At 75.7% G+C, this 15,616-nt stretch carries 15 protein-coding genes; 13 read left to right on the top strand and 2 right to left on the bottom strand.

The genetic code is table 11. The features are described 5' to 3' along the window. The first annotated feature begins 719 nt into the window (after window positions 1-719). The 10 genes from O4J56_RS19035 (at window position 720) to O4J56_RS19080 (ending at window position 9,269) form a co-directional block, all read left to right on the top strand. Window positions 720-1,004: a VOC family protein gene (locus O4J56_RS19035; protein WP_270687468.1), complete on the top strand. Its 285-nt coding sequence runs from the start codon at window positions 720-722 to the stop codon at window positions 1,002-1,004. After that, window positions 1,001-1,555: a CGNR zinc finger domain-containing protein gene (locus O4J56_RS19040; RefSeq protein ID WP_270687412.1), complete on the top strand. Its 555-nt coding sequence runs from the start codon at window positions 1,001-1,003 to the stop codon at window positions 1,553-1,555. The genes O4J56_RS19035 and O4J56_RS19040 overlap by 4 nt, the downstream gene beginning before the upstream one ends. A gap of 129 nt (window positions 1,556-1,684) precedes the next feature. Then, window positions 1,685-2,371, top strand: coding sequence for a response regulator transcription factor (locus O4J56_RS19045; RefSeq protein WP_270687413.1), 687 nt, complete (start codon window positions 1,685-1,687; stop codon window positions 2,369-2,371). A gap of 499 nt (window positions 2,372-2,870) precedes the next feature. Continuing rightward, window positions 2,871-3,227, top strand: a complete 357-nt coding sequence (locus O4J56_RS19050) for an ArsR/SmtB family transcription factor (protein ID WP_270687414.1) — start codon at window positions 2,871-2,873, stop codon at window positions 3,225-3,227. Beyond that, entirely contained in the window at window positions 3,224-3,739 is a 516-nt protein-coding gene (locus tag O4J56_RS19055; RefSeq protein ID WP_270687415.1) for an SRPBCC domain-containing protein, read from the top strand. Before O4J56_RS19050 ends, O4J56_RS19055 begins: the two co-directional genes overlap by 4 nt. Beyond that, window positions 3,736-4,362 (top strand): dihydrofolate reductase family protein, encoded by a 627-nt coding sequence (locus tag O4J56_RS19060; RefSeq protein ID WP_270687417.1) that lies wholly within the window; start codon window positions 3,736-3,738, stop codon window positions 4,360-4,362. The genes O4J56_RS19055 and O4J56_RS19060 overlap by 4 nt, the downstream gene beginning before the upstream one ends. Before the next feature lie 487 nt (window positions 4,363-4,849). Beyond that, a complete protein-coding gene (locus O4J56_RS19065) occupies window positions 4,850-5,644 on the top strand; it encodes an HAD family hydrolase (RefSeq protein ID WP_270687418.1) in 795 nt (264 codons plus the stop codon). A gap of 287 nt (window positions 5,645-5,931) precedes the next feature. Further along, window positions 5,932-6,459, top strand: coding sequence for a universal stress protein (locus tag O4J56_RS19070; RefSeq protein ID WP_270687419.1), 528 nt, complete (start codon window positions 5,932-5,934; stop codon window positions 6,457-6,459). Then, a complete protein-coding gene (locus O4J56_RS19075) occupies window positions 6,456-7,451 on the top strand; it encodes an Acg family FMN-binding oxidoreductase (protein WP_270687420.1) in 996 nt (331 codons plus the stop codon). Before O4J56_RS19070 ends, O4J56_RS19075 begins: the two co-directional genes overlap by 4 nt. Window positions 7,452-7,544: 93 nt before the next feature. After that, window positions 7,545-9,269, top strand: a complete 1,725-nt coding sequence (locus tag O4J56_RS19080; RefSeq protein WP_270687422.1) for a sensor histidine kinase — start codon at window positions 7,545-7,547, stop codon at window positions 9,267-9,269. Between the two features lie 422 nt (window positions 9,270-9,691). Here O4J56_RS19080 and O4J56_RS19085 read toward each other — a convergent pair whose 3' ends face one another. Then, entirely contained in the window at window positions 9,692-10,747 is a 1,056-nt protein-coding gene (locus tag O4J56_RS19085; protein ID WP_270687424.1) for an Lrp/AsnC family transcriptional regulator, read from the bottom strand. Window positions 10,748-10,866: 119 nt separating this feature from the next. Between O4J56_RS19085 and O4J56_RS19090 the strand changes: the two genes are divergently transcribed. The 3 genes from O4J56_RS19090 to O4J56_RS19100 all read left to right on the top strand — a co-directional run bounded on the left by O4J56_RS19090 (window position 10,867) and on the right by O4J56_RS19100 (window position 14,897). After that, complete coding sequence (locus O4J56_RS19090; protein WP_270687426.1) at window positions 10,867-12,486, top strand: AbgT family transporter; 1,620 nt, start codon at window positions 10,867-10,869, stop codon at window positions 12,484-12,486. A 131-nt stretch (window positions 12,487-12,617) separates the two neighbouring features. After that, the gene (locus O4J56_RS19095; protein WP_270687428.1) at window positions 12,618-13,877 is read left to right on the top strand and encodes a metal-dependent hydrolase family protein; all 1,260 of its coding nucleotides are present in this window, start codon (window positions 12,618-12,620) and stop codon (window positions 13,875-13,877) included. A 246-nt stretch (window positions 13,878-14,123) separates the two neighbouring features. Then, on the top strand, window positions 14,124-14,897 hold the full coding sequence (locus O4J56_RS19100) for an MBL fold metallo-hydrolase (RefSeq protein WP_270687430.1): 774 nt from the start codon (window positions 14,124-14,126) through the stop codon (window positions 14,895-14,897). Between the two features lie 40 nt (window positions 14,898-14,937). Here O4J56_RS19100 and O4J56_RS19105 read toward each other — a convergent pair whose 3' ends face one another. Continuing rightward, window positions 14,938-15,567: a hypothetical protein gene (locus O4J56_RS19105; protein WP_270687431.1), complete on the bottom strand. Its 630-nt coding sequence runs from the start codon at window positions 15,565-15,567 to the stop codon at window positions 14,938-14,940. Window positions 15,568-15,616: the final 49 nt, after the last annotated feature.

The following is a 15,616-nucleotide window of genomic DNA, read 5'->3' on the forward strand; positions in this document are numbered from 1 at the left end:
CCCCTCGGCGATGATCTCGACGGAAGTGCTGCCATTCCGGCGGTTTTGACAGCACTCTTGTCGAGATCATCGCCGGGCAGGGGCGCGACCGCCACGAGCGCCGGCCGGGGCCGCCGACCTGTCCTCGTCGCCGCCCTGCCCCGCACCCCGGCGGCCCGCCGCTCGGGTGGGGCCCCGAAGTGGGGTACCTGCCCAGCCGCTCGCCCACCCGGACCGCGAGGAGCCCGCCCGACGGCAAGCAGGGCCTGGGAACCGCCCCGCTTCTCCGTCGCCGCCATCAGCAGCGACCACGCACACGCCCCACGGCCGACAACGCTGCGGCACGGTCCGCCGACCTGTCCTCGTCGCCGCCCTCCACCCCGCGCCCCGGCGGCCCGCCGCTCGGGTGGGGCCCCGAAGTGGGGTACCTGCCCAGCCGCTCGCCCACCCGGACCGCCAACAGCCCGCCCGACGGCAAGCAGGCCCTGGGAACCGCCCCGCTTCTCCGTCGCCGCCATCAACGACGACCACCCACACGCCCACCAGGCGACAATGCTGGGACAGCCGCCGCCCGACAACGCCGCCCGACAACGCTGCCCAACAACACCGCCCGGCACGGGCTCACCGCCGAACGGCCGCACCATCCGTCTTGTCAGGAGCACCCTTTGTCCGAACCCGACTCCCCGCCGCCCTCCTCCGTGCAGGGGCGGCTCTCGCTGCTGGTCCTGTACACCGAGCGCATGGAGGAGTGCCGGGCGTTCTACAGCGCCCTCGGTCTCTCGTTCACCAAGGAGAAGCACGGCGACGGCCCCGTGCACCACGCCGCCGTCCTGGAGGACGGCACCGTCGTCGAGCTCTACCCGGTCCTGTCCGCCCCCACCGGCCCCGTCCGGCTCGGCCTGGAGATCGACGGCCGGCGGGCCGCGCCCCCGCTGCCCCCGGGGCGGCACGTGGTGACCGACCCCGACGGCCGCAAGGTCGACGTGTGGGCCCACGGCACGCGGGCCGGGGGCGGCCACCCGTGACCTACCCCGTCACCGGCCTGCTGGCCGGGCCGTGGGTGCGGGCCGTCGCCCTGCGCACCGCGGACCTCGCCAACGTGCTGCTGCCCGACCCGCCGCCGCCCGCCCGGGTCGAGGAGGTGCTCCGGGCGCACGGGGAGACCGGGCCCTTCGGCCTCACCCCCGCCGACGTCCGGGCGATGGCCGCGGCGGCCCACAAGCTCCGGGACGCCGCGACCGCCCCCGACACGGCGGCCTCCGCGCAGCGCATCAACGCCCTGCTCTCCGGCGTCGGCGCACCGCGCCTCACCGACCACGGCGGCGCCGCGCACTGGCACCTGCACGTCGACGCCTCCGATGAGGGGCCGCTGGACGAGTGGCTCCTCTCCTCCGGCGCGATGGCGCTCGCCGTGCTCCTGGCCGACCAGCAGCGGGTACCCGGCGGCGTGTGCGCGGCCCCCGGCTGCGACCGGATGTTCCTCGACCCGGGGACCGGCGGCCGGCGCCGCTACTGCTCCGCGCGCTGCGGCACCCGCACCCGCGTGGCCGCCCACCGCCGCCGGGCCCGCGGCTAGCCCGGTGGGCCCGGGCCGGGGCGGACGGATGTGTCCCCCCGGGCGCTGGTATCGGCCGCGCGGCCGTGCGATCGTCGGTTCCCCTCCCCTGAACCCGCGGAGGGTCGGCCGATCGAAGGGGCTGACACCATGACCACGACCGACGGCGGCGGGCGCACGATCCGCGTCTTCCTGGTGGACGACCACGACGTGGTGCGCCGGGGCGCCGCCGCACTGTTGGAGGAGGAAGAGGACATCTCGGTCGTCGGCGAGGCCGGGTCCGCCGCCGAGGCCGAGGCGCGCATCCCCGCCGCCCGCCCGGACGTCGCCCTGCTGGACGTCCGCCTGCCCGACGGCAGCGGCGTGGGGGTCTGCCGGGAGATGCGCTCGCGCCTGCCCGGGCTGTCCTGCCTGATGCTCACCTCCTACGCCGACGACGACGCCCTGTACGACTCGGTGATGGCCGGGGCGTCGGGGTACGTGCTCAAGCAGATCCACGGCTCGGACCTGGTGGGCGCGGTGCGCACGGTCGCGGCCGGCGGCTCCCTGCTCGACCCGCGCAGCACGGCCCGGATGATGCGCCGCATGCGGGAGGCCGACGCGGCCCGCAACCCGGTGGACGAGCTGTCCGAGCAGGAGCGCCGGATCTTCGAGTTGATCGGCGAGGGGCTGACCAACCGGCAGATCGGCGAACGGGTGTACCTGTCGGAGAAGACGGTGAAGAACTACGTGTCCAGCGTCCTGTCCAAGCTGGACATGCGGCGGCGCACCCAGGCGGCGGCACTCGCTGCCCGGTTGAAGAGCGAGGCGGCGCGCAGGGACGACGACCGGAGGTAGGGCGGCGCCAGGACCGGCGGGCGGCGGCAGGACCGGCGGGCGGCGGCAGGACCGGCGGGCGCCGCCGCCGCGCCTGGAGTGGCGGACCCGCCCGCCGGTGTCAAGCGGCCTTGGTCGTCCGCGGCCGCGCCGGTCTACCGCCTGCTCGGGGGCATCCGGCCCTCGGAGCGCACGGGTCTCCCGATTAGCGTCGGGAGGACGGAAGAGCCCTCACGGCACGACCGTTTCCGAGACGGCCGTGGGCGACGGTGCCGGTCGCCCCGTGGGCGCGCGGGCGCCGCGGCCGAACGCACCGGCCGGTGCGCGAAGGACGGGCGCGCACCGGCCGGTCCGCAGACCGCCGCCGTGAGGACGCAGCGCCCGGACCGGGCCGCCTCTGATAGAAGCACTCCTGCGGCGATCGGCCGCGCGCCCCCACAGGCGCCCCGTGTCCCCCGGCTCGGCCGCCCTGCGCCCCGCCTCCTTGCATCGGGCGCCGCACTGATCGATACTTAGCCTCATGGCAAACTATTCGGCGGACCTGGACGGCGTGTTCACGGCCCTCGCCGACCCGACGCGCCGCGCCGTCGTGCGGCGGCTCGGGCACGGCCCCACCAGCGTGGGCGACCTCGCCGAGGCCTTCCCGATGACCCTCCCCTCCTTCATGAAGCACGTGCGGACGCTCGAGGCGAACGGACTCATCCGCACGGTCAAGACCGGCCGCGTACGCACCTGCGTGCTCAACCGCGAGCGGCTCGACCTCGTCGACGACTGGCTCGCCGGGGAGCGCCGCGTCTGGTCCGAGCGCACCGACCGCCTGGAACGGTTCGTCACCGGCCGGACCGAGCGGACCGACCGAAAGGACGACCGACCATGAACCCCGACCTCGACCTCGCCCTGGAACGGGTGATCCGCGCCCCGCGCACATCCGTGTGGCGGGCCTGGACCGACCCCGCCTCGCTCGAACAGTGGTGGATCCCGGCGCCGCTGCTCTGCCGGGTGGACCGATTGGAGCCGCACCCCGGCGGCGCGTTCGTGACGCGGATGAGCGACGACGGCGGCGCCGCCTTCGCCCCGCACCTGGACGCGTGCTTCATCGCCGTCGACGAGCGGGAGCGCATCGTGTTCACCAACGCCGTCGACGGCGGCCTGCGCCCGGCCGCCCCCGCCCCGGTATCGATGACCGCCGAGATCACGATGGCCGACCACCCCGAGGGCACCGACTACCGGATCATCGTCCGGCACGGCGACCCCGAATCGCGCGCCCGCCACGAGAAGCTCGGCTTCGCCGAGGGGTGGGGGACGGTCGCCGCGCAGCTCGCCGCCTTCGTCGAGGGGGCCGGAGCAGCCGGGGCCACCGGGACGGCCGAGGGGCGGGACCGGCGATGAGGCTCGCGCTCACCCAGTTCACCACGCTCGACGGGGTCAGCCAGGGGCCCGGCGCCTCCGACGAGGACACCAGCGGCGGGTTCGCCGAGGGAGGCTGGCTCGTCCCGCACATCGACGAGGCGTTCGTCCGCCGCGCGTCCGACTGGCTCGACCTCGCCGACGGCCTGCTGTTCGGGCGGCGCACCTATGAGGCGTTCGCCCGCGACTGGCCCGCGATCACCGACCCGGAGGACCCGTTCGCCGAGCGTATGAACACGCTGCCGAAGTACGTCGTGTCCTCCACCCTCGCCGAAGGGGGCTGGGACCCGACGACCGTGCTCCGGGGCGACCCGGTACGGGCGGTCGCCGAACTCAAGGAGCGGCCCGGGCGCGAACTGCAGATCCACGGCAGCGCCCGCCTGGGCGACGCCCTGCTGGCGGCGGGCCTGGTCGACACGCTCCGCCTGGTGGTCGCGCCGGCCGTGCTGCGGTCGGGCCGACGGCTGCTGTCCGGCCCCGGGGACTCCTCCGGCCTCCGGCTGGTCGCGCACGAGGCGACCCCGAACGGCCTGCTCCTGTTGGAGTACGAGACCCGGGGCCGCGCGCCGCACGCCGACTACGCGGGCGTGTCCGAGTTCGTCTGAGCCCTGCCCGGCCGACCGCCGTGCGGACCACCGCGCCACCGCGCCACCGCGCGCACCCGCGCGCGGACCGCCGCGGTCGGCCCATGCCCTGTCCCGCACACGGAGACGCCGGGCGGCGCCCGCGCACCGCCCGGCGTCCGGCTCCGCGTCCGCTCCGTCGTATCCGGGCGGCGTCGGCCGCGGACCGCGGGCCTGCGGTTCCGGGGTACCCCGCCGTCACGGATCATCGCCCCGAAGACCGCTCACCTCCCAGGCTGCCCCAGACCCCCCTCGCCGCACAGGAGCGAAAGGCCCCGCAGATCAGGCCGTTCGCCCGGCGCCCCTCGGGACCGGTGGCCCGGTCCGGCGCCCCGTCCGCCGTTCGGCCGGGCCGGACCCGACCAATGCCCCTGTCATGGACGCCCCGGACGGGATGGGATGGTCCCGTCTCCGCACGGGCGCATCACCCGGGGGTGCACGGCGGAAGGCAGAAGGAGGGGCCGCGACGATGGCGAGGGGAAGCGCGCCGGTCACACTGGACGGCGTCTCGGCCGTTGTGGTCGAGGTGGACGGTGTCGCCGTGGACACCGGGCCGCTGCACGCCGCAGCCTGGAAGCGCACATTCGACGAGGTGCTCCGTGAGCGCGCGCGGGGGCGCGGAGGCCGCTTCCACCCGTTCGACCTGCGCTGTGATTACCGGCTGATGTCCGGCATGTCGCCGCCCGAGGCCGCCCGCGCGTTCGCCGCCTCCCGCGACGGCGACCCGACGACCGGGCCGCTGCTGGTGGCGGACGACGGGGACGAGGACGTCGCACGGCTGTGGGACCGCAAGGACCGGTACTACCTGGACTCCCTGCGCACGGTGGGCACGGCGGCGTGGGGCCCCACGGTCGCGCTGCTGTCCGCGCTGCAGGCGCAGGGGATCGCCACCGCGGCCGTCTCGTGCGACCGCGGAGCCGCGGCGACGGTGCAGGCGACGGGCATGACGGGCCTGTTCGACGCCGTGGTCGACGGCCGGGTGGCGGAAGGGCTGATGACCGCGGAGGAACGGCACGCGGCGGTGCTCACCGAGACCGGGGCACGGCTCGGGCTCGGGCCCCGGTGCACCGCGGTGCTGCTGTCGTCGGCCCCGGCGGTGCGCGCCGCGCGGCGGCTCGGGTTCCGGCTGATCGTGGCCGTCGACCGGTACGCCGCCGGGAACGGGACACCGCAGAGCGCCCTCCTCGCGGCCTGGTCGGGCGCCGACGCGGTGGTGTCCGACCCCGCCGAGCTCACGACCCCCGGCGCCGCGCACGCCCCCTAAGAGCGGTGTTCCGGCGCGTCGGCGACACCGTCAACGACCCGGCGGTCCGCGCCCGGCGGCCGGGTCGGCGGGGGCCGGGCCCGTCCCACTGTGGGGTCCAGGGTTCCGTGAGGGCCCTCCCCGCCGCGTTCCCGTTCCCCGACCCGGTGCTCACACAGGGCCGGTGCTCAACTCAGGGACCAACGGCCCGCCCCGTACCTCCCCGGGACTCTGGCGGCCGATGCCGTGACCGGGTGGGCTGGAGGTGAACGGAGGCACCCGAACTCCGTAGGAGAAGGACGGCCGACATGGAACCACGTATCCCGGCAGGGCCGACACCGCACATGGTGGTCGGCTTCGACGGCTCGCCCCCCGCGGCGTTCGCACTGGAGTGGGCCGTCCGCGAAGCCCGCCTTCGCGACTGCGACCTGTGGGCGGTCCTGGTGCTCGACGACGGAAACGCCCCGCACGCGCCGTACGCCGGTGCGCACGCGCTCCCCCGCACCGGTCCCGCCGCGCGCGACCTGCGCAGCGCCGCGGAGCGGGCCGGACGCTCGTGGCCCCGGGTGCACCACGCCGTCTTCCGCGACGACCTGGCGGCACGCGGGCTCGCCCGCGCCGCCGAAGGGGCCCAACTGCTCGTCCTGGGCGCCCGCGGCCCCAGCGGCCCCGGTGCTCCCGCGCTCGGGCCCACCGCATCGGCCTGCCTGCGCGTCGCCCCCTGCCCGGTCGTCCTCGTCGGCCCGGAGCAGGCGCCGTGCGCGCCGCACGACGACGCCCCCGCACGGCGGCGGACGCCCGAGCCGGTCGGGTCCGCGGGCGGAGGCCGGTCATGAACCTCCAGGAACCCGCACCGCCGACCCCGCCGGGCGTGGGCTCCGCCCTCGACGCGGCGGTCCAGGCCGCCGCCCGGGCCCCGTCGGTGTACGGGACACGCCCGTGGACCGTGCGCCGTGCGGGAGACCTCATCACCGTCGGCACCGACCCCGACCGCCTGCTGCCCGTCGCCGACCCCGACGCCCGGCAGCAGGTGGTGAGCTGCGGAGCCGCCCTGTTCACCGTCGTGGTCGCGCTGCGCGCGCACGGGGTGCGGCCCGCCGTGCGGGAGCTGCCCGACCCCGACCGCCCCGGCCTGCTGGCCGAGGTGCTGGCGGCCGAGGCCGCCGAGCCCACCGCCGAGGACCGGATGCTGTACGAGTCGATCGCGCTCCGCCGCACCCACCGGGGCCCCTTCCCCGGGGACGTGGACGACGTGCGCACGGTGCGCGCGCTGGTCTCGGCCGCCTCCGCCGAGGGGGCCGTGCTCAGGCCCCTGGGGGACGAGCGGCTGATGCGCTCCCTGGCCGGGTTGGTCGCCGCCGCCGAATTCCTGCACCGCTGCGAGCGCGACACCGGGGAGGAGCTCGCCCGCTGGGTGCGCGCCCCGGGCACGGCGGACCCCGACGGGGTGCACGCGGAGGACTTCCCGCCCCCCGACCGGGTCGCCGACGCGCTCTTCCCCGACCGCGACTACGGGCGCGGCCGGGTGCGCGGCATGCTCGACCCGCACGGGGACGTCGCCGGGACCGCCGTGCTGCTCACCACCGCCGGCGACGGGCGGGCCGACCGCCTGGCCGCCGGCCGCGCGCTGCAACGGGTACTGCTGACCGCCACCGCGGGCGGGGTGTCCTCGGCCTTCCACACCCAGCCGCTGGAGGAGCCGCACCTGCGCGCGTTCATCGGCGCGCGCCTGTGCGACGGGGCCTGCCCGCAGATGATCCTGCGCCTGGGCCGCGACCGGGAGGCGCGCCCCCACCGCCTGTTCGCGCCCGTGGAGGAGGGACGCTGACCGCCCGGGACCCACCTATGCGCGGGAACGCTCGGAGTACAATCGGCGCTTGCGCACCGCCGTCCCGTCCCCGGAGCATCGGAAGGTGAGCCCATGGGCGAAGAGCTCCCCGGCCCTGAGCGCGCCCGCGTCCTGCTCCCCCGGCTGCACCTGGACGACCTGCTCACGGAGCTGCAGTCGCGCATCGACACCGCGCTGCTCACGCGCGACCGCGTGCACTCCCTGCTCGACGCGGTGGTGACCATCGGGTCGGGGCTGGAACTGGAGACGGTGCTGCGCCGCCTGGTGCAGGCGGCCATGGACCTGGTCGAGGCCCGCTACGGCGCGCTGGGGGTGATCGGCCCCGCCGGGGAGCTGACCCGGTTCCTCCCGCTGGGCCTGGGCGAGGACGAGATCGCGCGGATCGACCACTGGCCCGAGGGCCAGGGCATCCTCGGACTGCTCATCAAGGACCCCCGGCCGCTGCGGCTGCGGCGGATCGAGGACCACCCGGAGTCGCGCGGGTTCCCCGAGGGCCACCCGCCGATGCGCGGGTTCCTGGGGGTGCCGATCCGGGTGCGCGACTCGGTCTTCGGGAACCTGTACCTGACCGAGAAGACCGGCGGCGGGGAGTTCGACGAGGACGACGAGGCGATCGTGGTGGCGCTGTCCACCGCGGCCGGGGTCGCCATCGAGAACGCCCGGCTGTACGAGGAGACCCGGCGGCGCGAACTGCTGCTCGACGCCTCCGACGAGGTCACCACCCGGCTCCTGACCGGGACCGAGGCCGATGACGTGCTGGCGCTGATCGCGCGCCGCGCCCGCCGCATGTCCGGGTCGGTGCTGGCGGCGCTGGCCATCCCCAGCACGGGCGGCGACGGGCTGGTGGTGGACACCGCCGACGGCGAGGGCGCCGAGCGGGTGCGGGGGCGGGCGGTGGCGCTCGGCGACAGCCCCACCGGCCGCGCCTTCCGGGAGGGCGGCCCGATGGCCCTGCCCGGGACGGCGGAGGGCGCGTGCACGCTGCCGTTCCTGGACGGCCTGGAGCTGGGGCCGGTCCTGCTGGCGCCGCTCGGAGGCAAGGACGCCGCGCGGGGCCTGCTGGTGCTGGCACGGGCCCGCGGGGAGGACGCCTACACCCCCACCACCGGGCACCTGCTGTCGGCGTTCGCGGGACACGCCGCGGTGGCGCTGGAGCTGGCCGAGGCGCGGGTGGACGCCGAGCGGCTGAGCGTGCTGGAGGACCGCGACCGGATCGCCAAGGACCTGCACGACGTGATCATCCAGCGGCTGTTCGCCGTGGCGATGTCCCTGATGAGCACGGTGCGGCGGACCAACGACCCCACGCACGCCCAGCGGGTGCAGCGGGCGGTGGACGACCTGGACGACACCATCCGGCAGATCCGTTCGACGATCTTCTCCCTGCAGCACGCGGGCGGTGAGGACCGGAGGTGGCTGCGCACCCAGATCCTGGAGATCGCCAACGCGTCCGGGGAGTCGCTGGGGTTCACCCCGGGGCTGCGCCTGGAGGGGCCGATCGACAGCCGGGTGCCCGACGGGGTGGCTGAGCAGGTGCTGGCGGTGCTGCAGGAGGCGCTGTCCAACATCGCCCGCCACGCGGGCGCCACGCGGGCCGACATCAGGGTCCGGGTGGACGAGGACGAGGTGGAGGTGGACGTGGCCGACGACGGCTGCGGCATCCCGCAGGGCGGCCGCCGGGGCGGCCTGCGCAACCTGAAGGACCGGGCCGAGGCCCTGGGCGGGGCCTTCACGGTGGCCCCGGGGGTGGGCGGCGGCACCCGCCTCCTGTGGAGCGTCCCCCTGCCCGTGGAGGGGTGAGGGAGAGAGGACAAGGGCGGCCGGCCCGGCGCGGGGGTGCACGAGCACCCGAGGGCCCGCGTGGGGGCGGAGTCGCTCCCCGATCGCGGATCGGGCGGCGGGGCCGCCCGCGCCGGATCCCCCTGGCCGCCCCGGCCGCTTTCGCCCCAGTGCCCCATTCGCCTGATCCCCGAGCCGCCGGGGCGCCTCCCGCGCCCAGTTCGACGCCGAAGAAGGCGCGCGGATAGGCGGTTGTGCCCGGCGTTGATCTCGGGAGAAACGACGCTTCCGGGCCGGTTTTAGGGGCGCATTTCCCGAGATCAACGGCGCAGGGGCGGCGCTCGGCAGCGGGGTCGGCGAGGCTGGGCGCCCTGCGGCCCGCCCGCCCATGGGAAACAGGGCCGGGAACCCCGCCCGCGACCACGATGCGCCGCACCGGTGCCTCACCCCCACACAGCCGGCTCCCGCATGCGCATCGGCACCGTCTCGGCGTAGCGGCCCTGGTCGTCGAGGACCTGGCCCATCAGCTTCATCGTGCGCAGCACGATCCTCCGGTCGGTCAGGCGCAGGCCCGGGAGGCGGGCCTCCAGGCGGCGCTCGACCTCGGGAAGGTCGGCGATCGCCCGCAGCCACACCACCAGCAGCGCGTTCTCCGACCCCGCGACCGTGCTGCAGAAGCGCAACTCGGGCACGGCCTCCTCAAGGTCGGCCGCGGCGCGCTCCAGCTCCTCGTAGGCCACCGACCCCCACAGCACCGCGGCGGCGGGCCAGCCCAGCTCCCGCCGCGCCACGTCGCACCGCAGCCCCACCGCACCGCCGCGCAGCAGCCGGTCCAGGCGCCGGGCCGCCGTGCTGGCGCTCACCCCCGCCGCGCGGCCCAGCGCGCCGTACGACGCGCGGCCGTCCGCGGCCAGGGCCCCGATGAGGGCCTGGTCCGCCTCGGTCACCGGCGGCGGCGCCCCCGGCCCCGGCGGCGGCCCCGCCATGGCGCGCAGCGCGCGGCGCTGGCCGGGGGCGAGCGCGTGCAGGTGCCACCGGCTGGCCTGGAAGGGGATCCTCGTGATCACGTGCGTCTCGTAGGCCACCACGTCGGGGAACGAGCCGATCCAGTCCAACAGGTAGCCGGCAAGCTCGCGCGGCCGGCTGACGGTCAGCAGCAGCTGGTGCCGCCCGGCCGTGAACTGGATGCTGAGCGTTCCCGGGTCCTCGGCCAGCGCGCGCGACACCTCCGGGACCGTGCCGTTGCGGCAGGTCAGCTCCAGGTAGGCCATGGGCTGGCGGGGCAGCGAGGGCGCCGCGGGGAAGGCGGTGACCCGTGCCAGCCCGGCGCCGGTCAGGCGCTCCCAGCGGCGGGCGAGCGTGGTGGCGTCGGCGCCCAGCACCTCCCCCAGCCGGGCCCACGGCGCGCGCGGCGCCAGCTGCAGGGCGTTGATGAGCTGCAGGTCGAACTCGTCGACCCGGTGGTCCCGCCGTCCGACACGGATGCCGGAATGCTGCATGGGTCCCCCTGACACGGCAGGAATCCTGCATTTCGGCCAGCATAGCGCCGCGCCGCTTAGAGTGTGAGCCCTCATCCGGCCGGTGAGCTGCATGTTTCCCCCCGTTTGCGAGGTGGCCGATGTCGGAGAAGAAGGTCCTGCAGGCCCGGCCGCGCCTCGGTGCGCGTGTGCTGGACGCGGTGGAGCGCGCCGGGAACCGGCTGCCCGAGCCGTTCCTGCTCTTCCTGCTGCTGTTCCTCGCCGTGGGCGCCGCTTCGGCGCTGATGGCGGCGCTCGGGACCACGGTCGACCTGCCCGACGGCGGGACCGAGCCGATCCGGAGCCTGTTCAGCGCCGAAGGGCTGGCCTGGTTCACCACCACCCTGGTCGACAACTTCATCGGGTTCCCGCCCCTGGGCGTGGTGCTCACCGTCCTGCTCGGGGTCGGCGTCGCCCAGCGCTCGGGGCTGCTGACGGCGCTGGTCCGGCGGGCGTTCGGGCGGGCGCCGCGGTGGATGCTGCCGTACGTGGTCGGGATCATCGGGGTGTCGGCGAACATCATGAGCGACGCGTCGATGATCCTGGTCCCCTCGCTGGCGGCGCTGGTGTTCGCCGCGGCGGGGCGGCACCCGGTGGCCGGGCTGCTGGGCGGGTTCGCGGCGGCGACCGCCGGGTTCAGCGTCGGCCCGTTCATCACCGGCACCGACGCCCTGCTGAGCGGGATCACCACGGCCGCCGCCGAGCCGGTGGCGGCCCAGACCGCCCCGGTGACCGTGGTGTCCAACTACTTCATCTCGGTCTCCTGCGCGGTGCTGCTGGCCGGGGTGGCGGGGCTGCTCATCGACAAGGTGCTGGAGCCGGCGCTGGAGCGCCGCGGGGTGTCGCGCACGCCCGTGGCCGGGGCGGCAGGTTCGGCAGGGGCACCCGGAGCGGCCGGCGGCGGCGGCGATGACGAGGGTGAGCGCGCCGACCTGCGCATGGACCCGGAGCTGTCGCCCGTCGAGCGGCGCGGCCTGCTGTGGGCCGGGGCCGCGCTGCTGGTGCTGGCCGCCGCCGTGCTCGCGGTGGTGCTGCCGCCGAACGCCCCGCTGCGCGGCGAGGGCGGGTCGTTCCTGCCGGAGTCGCCGCTGCTCGACTCGGTGGTGTTCCTGGTGTTCCTGGCCCTGGCGGTGCCCGGGGTCGTCTACGGCGCGGTGACCCGCGAGATCACCGGCGGCGGCGACGTGGCGCGGATGATGGGCGCGGCGGTCAAGGACATGTCCGGGTTCATCGTGGTCGCGTTCGTGCTGGCGCAGTTCCTGGCGCTGTTCAACTGGAGCCGGGTGTCGGACTGGATCGCGGTGAGCGGCGCGGAGACGCTGGAGGGCTGGAACTTCACCGGCTACGGCGCACTGATCGCGTTCACCCTGCTGGCGTGCGTGATCAACATCTTCGTCATCTCCGGCTCGGCCCAGTGGGCGGTGTTCGCGGCCGTGTTCGTGCCCCTGTTCGCCCTGCTGGGGTACGAGCCGGGCTTCGTCCAGGCGATGTTCCGCGTGGGCGACTCCTCCACCAACGCCATCAGCCCGCTGAACCCGTACATGGTGGTGGTCCTCGGCCTCCTGCGGGCCTACGAGCCCAAGGCCGGGCTGGGCACCGTGATCGCCCGCTGCCTGCCGTTCTCCCTGACGTTCCTGGTGCTGTGGACGGCGGTGCTGTCCCTCTTCTACTTCACCGGGACGCCGGTGGGTCCCGGGATGGACGCCCGCATCGCCCCGTAGCGTCCCCCGTAACGTCCGCTGTGGCGCCGGTCCGGGGGCGGGGCGGCGACGCCCGCCCCGCACCCCGGCCGCCCCGCTCGTCCACGCGTTCCCTGATCCCCGATCCCCACGACAACGGAGGTTCCGAGAGCATGCCCGAGCACGTGACCCCGCCGCCGCGCCCCGTCCGCTTCTCCGGGGCGCGGTTGATCGACGGCACCGGAGCGGCGCCGGTCGAGGACGCCGTGGTGGACACGGCCGCCGACGGCACCATCGCCTACGCGGGTCCGGCGGCGGGAGCACCGGCCCCCGCCCCGGGGCGGCAGGAGGTGGACCTGGGAGGGCGCACCCTCCTGCCGGGGTTCTTCGACTGCCACGTGCACCTCGGCCTGGACAACCCGCGCGAGCTGGTGTGGAACCACCTGGACTCGCACGCCAGCCTGCAGGCGCTCGCGGCGGCCGACCGCATGCGGCGCACCCTGGAGGCGGGCGTCACCAGCGTCCGCGACCTCGGGGGCCTGGACGCCGGCTTCAGGGCGGCCCAGGAGCGCGGCCTGGCGGTGGGCCCCCGGCTCCAGGTGGCCCTGCGGCTGATCAGCGACACCGGCGGGCACGCCGACTTCACGCTGCCCAGCGGCGTCGACCCGCACCGGCTGGCCCCCGGGGCGGGCGAGACCGCCGACGGGGTGCACGAGGCGCGGGTGGCCGTGCGGCGGCTGATGCGCGACGGCGCCGACGTGATCAAGGTGTGCGCGACCGGGGGCATCTCCAGCCCGTCGGACGGGCCGGAGGACGAGGGGCTGAGCCGGGAGGAGATCGCCGCGGTCGTTGCGGAGACCGGGCGCCGCGGCGGGCGGCCGGTGGCCGCGCACGCCCAGGGCGCGGCGGGCATCCGCAACGCCGTGCTCGGCGGGGTGTCCAGCGTCGAGCACGGCTACCTGGTGGACGACGAGGGCATCGACCTGATGCTGGAGCGGGGCACGTTCCTGGTGCCGACGCTGGCCACCTTCGACTTCGAGCACCGGCGCCACCTGATGACGGAGAAGGCCTACCGGGCGAAGCAGTGGCTGGCCGAGCGCACGTTCGACCGGATCCCGGAGGCGGTGCGCCGGGGCGTGCGGGTGGCGCTGGGGACCGACGCCGGGGTCAGCGAGCACGGGAGGAACCTGGCCGAGCTGGGCTTCCTGGTGCGGGTCGGGCTGTCGCCGATGGAGGCGATCGTGGCGGGCACGCGGTCCTCGGCCGAGCTGCTGGGCGTGGCCGACCGCCTGGGCACGGTGGAGCACGGCAAGCTGGCCGACCTGGTGGTGTGCCAGGGGGACCCGCTGCTGGACGTGGGCGTGCTGGCCGAGCCGGACAACGTGGTCGTGGTGGTGCAGGGCGGACGGGTGGTGAAGGACATCCGCGCCTGAGGGCCCGGCCCGGCCCCTTCCGGCACTCCCGGGGGCCGGACCGGGGCGACGGGGCTCCGGCCGCGTCGATCCCCCCTGCCGGACCCGACGGAGGATCCCCCCCTGGGGCGCCCCTGCTCAGAGCAGGGGCGCCCTTTTCCGTGTGTCCGGCCGCCGACATCTATCACGGAAAACCTTGCCTTTATCCGTGAGGATGCTCGACAATCTGTCTCACGGCACTTCATCTATTCATCCGTGAGGTCAACCATGCCCGGTACCGGCTCCCCCGCCCGCGTCCCCGTCCGCACCATCGGCGGACCCACCGCCCTCATCTCCTACGGCGGGCTGAACCTGCTCACCGACCCCACCTTCGACGCCCCCGCCGACCACCCCGTGGGCAACGGCACCGTGATCACCAAGACCGCGCCTCCCTCCGCCGCCCCCGCCGATCTGGGCCCCATCGACGCGGTGCTGCTCTCGCACGACGAGCACCCCGACAACCTCGACGTGTCCGGCCGCGCCCTCCTGGCCGACGTGCCTCTGACGCTCACCACGCGCGGCGGCGCCGAGCGCCTGGGCGGCACCGCCCGCTCCGTCCGCGGCCTGGCGCCGTGGGAGGACACCCAGGTGACCCGTCCCGGCGGCGGCACGGTGACCGTGACGGCGGTGCCCGCCCTGCACGGCCCAGAAGGCGCGGAGGAGGTCCTCGGCGAGGTCATCGGCTTCGTGCTGACCGGCGACGGCCTGCCGAAGGTCTACGTCAGCGGGGACAACGCGTCCCTGGACCTGGTCCGGCAGGTGGCCGGCCGGTTCGGCCCCGTGGACACCGCCGTCCTGTTCGCGGGCGCGGCGCGCGCCCCGATGTTCGACACCACCATCACCCTCGACAGCGCCCAGGCGGCCGAGGCCGCCCGCATCCTCGGCGCCCACCAGGCCGTCCCGGTGCACTTCGAGGGCTGGACCCACTTCACCGAGGGCCGCGAAGAACTGAAGAGGGCCTTCACCGCCGCGGGCCTGAGCGAGCGCCTGGACCTGGTCTGAGGCCGGACGCCGGCCGCCGCAGGCGCGGAGGGGGCCGCCGTCACCCGGGGACGGGGGTCTCCACCGCCTCGGACGGGGGCTCCTTGTCGGTGTATTCGCAGGTGATGTCGACCTCGACGCCCAGGCCTCCCCGGGCCGTGGTGGTGACGCACGAGCGGCCGTGCTCATCGGCGAAGGAGACGACCTGGACCCGGTCGTCGTCGGACTCGGGGTCGGGGTCCGGCGGCGGTGTGCGCACGACCGGGCCCGGTCGCACGTCCACGGGCGGGTAGTCGCAGTCCAGCGAGGTCTCGTCGATCACCCCGGTGCCCAACCGGACCGCCACGACGGTGCACGCGCGCCCGTGGGCGTCGGTGGCGGTGACCATCTCCACCCACGCCCACTCCTCGTCCGGCCGGGGGTCGGGCAGGGGGCGGCGGTCCTCCTCGACCCGCGACCGCTCCGGGGGCGCCGTCTCGCAGTCCGTGCTGCTCTCGGTCTCGTCGCCCTGGCCCGCGTTCTCGTCGCCCGGGGAGACGACCACCACCGAGGTGCACACGGCCCCGGCGGGCTCGGTGAAGCTCACGATGTGCGCGCTCTCGGCGGTCGGCGCGGACGAACACGCGGACGCCGCCGCCAGCAGGCCGACGGCCGCCAACGGCGGGAGGGGACGGGTCAGGACGGGGGGCATCGTCCACCTCCGGGGGACGCGGGCCGGTTCTCAGGGCTCGGCGCGGATC

The organism is Nocardiopsis endophytica, assembly GCF_027706725.1.
Lineage (GTDB): Bacteria > Actinomycetota > Actinomycetes > Streptosporangiales > Streptosporangiaceae > Nocardiopsis_A > Nocardiopsis_A endophytica.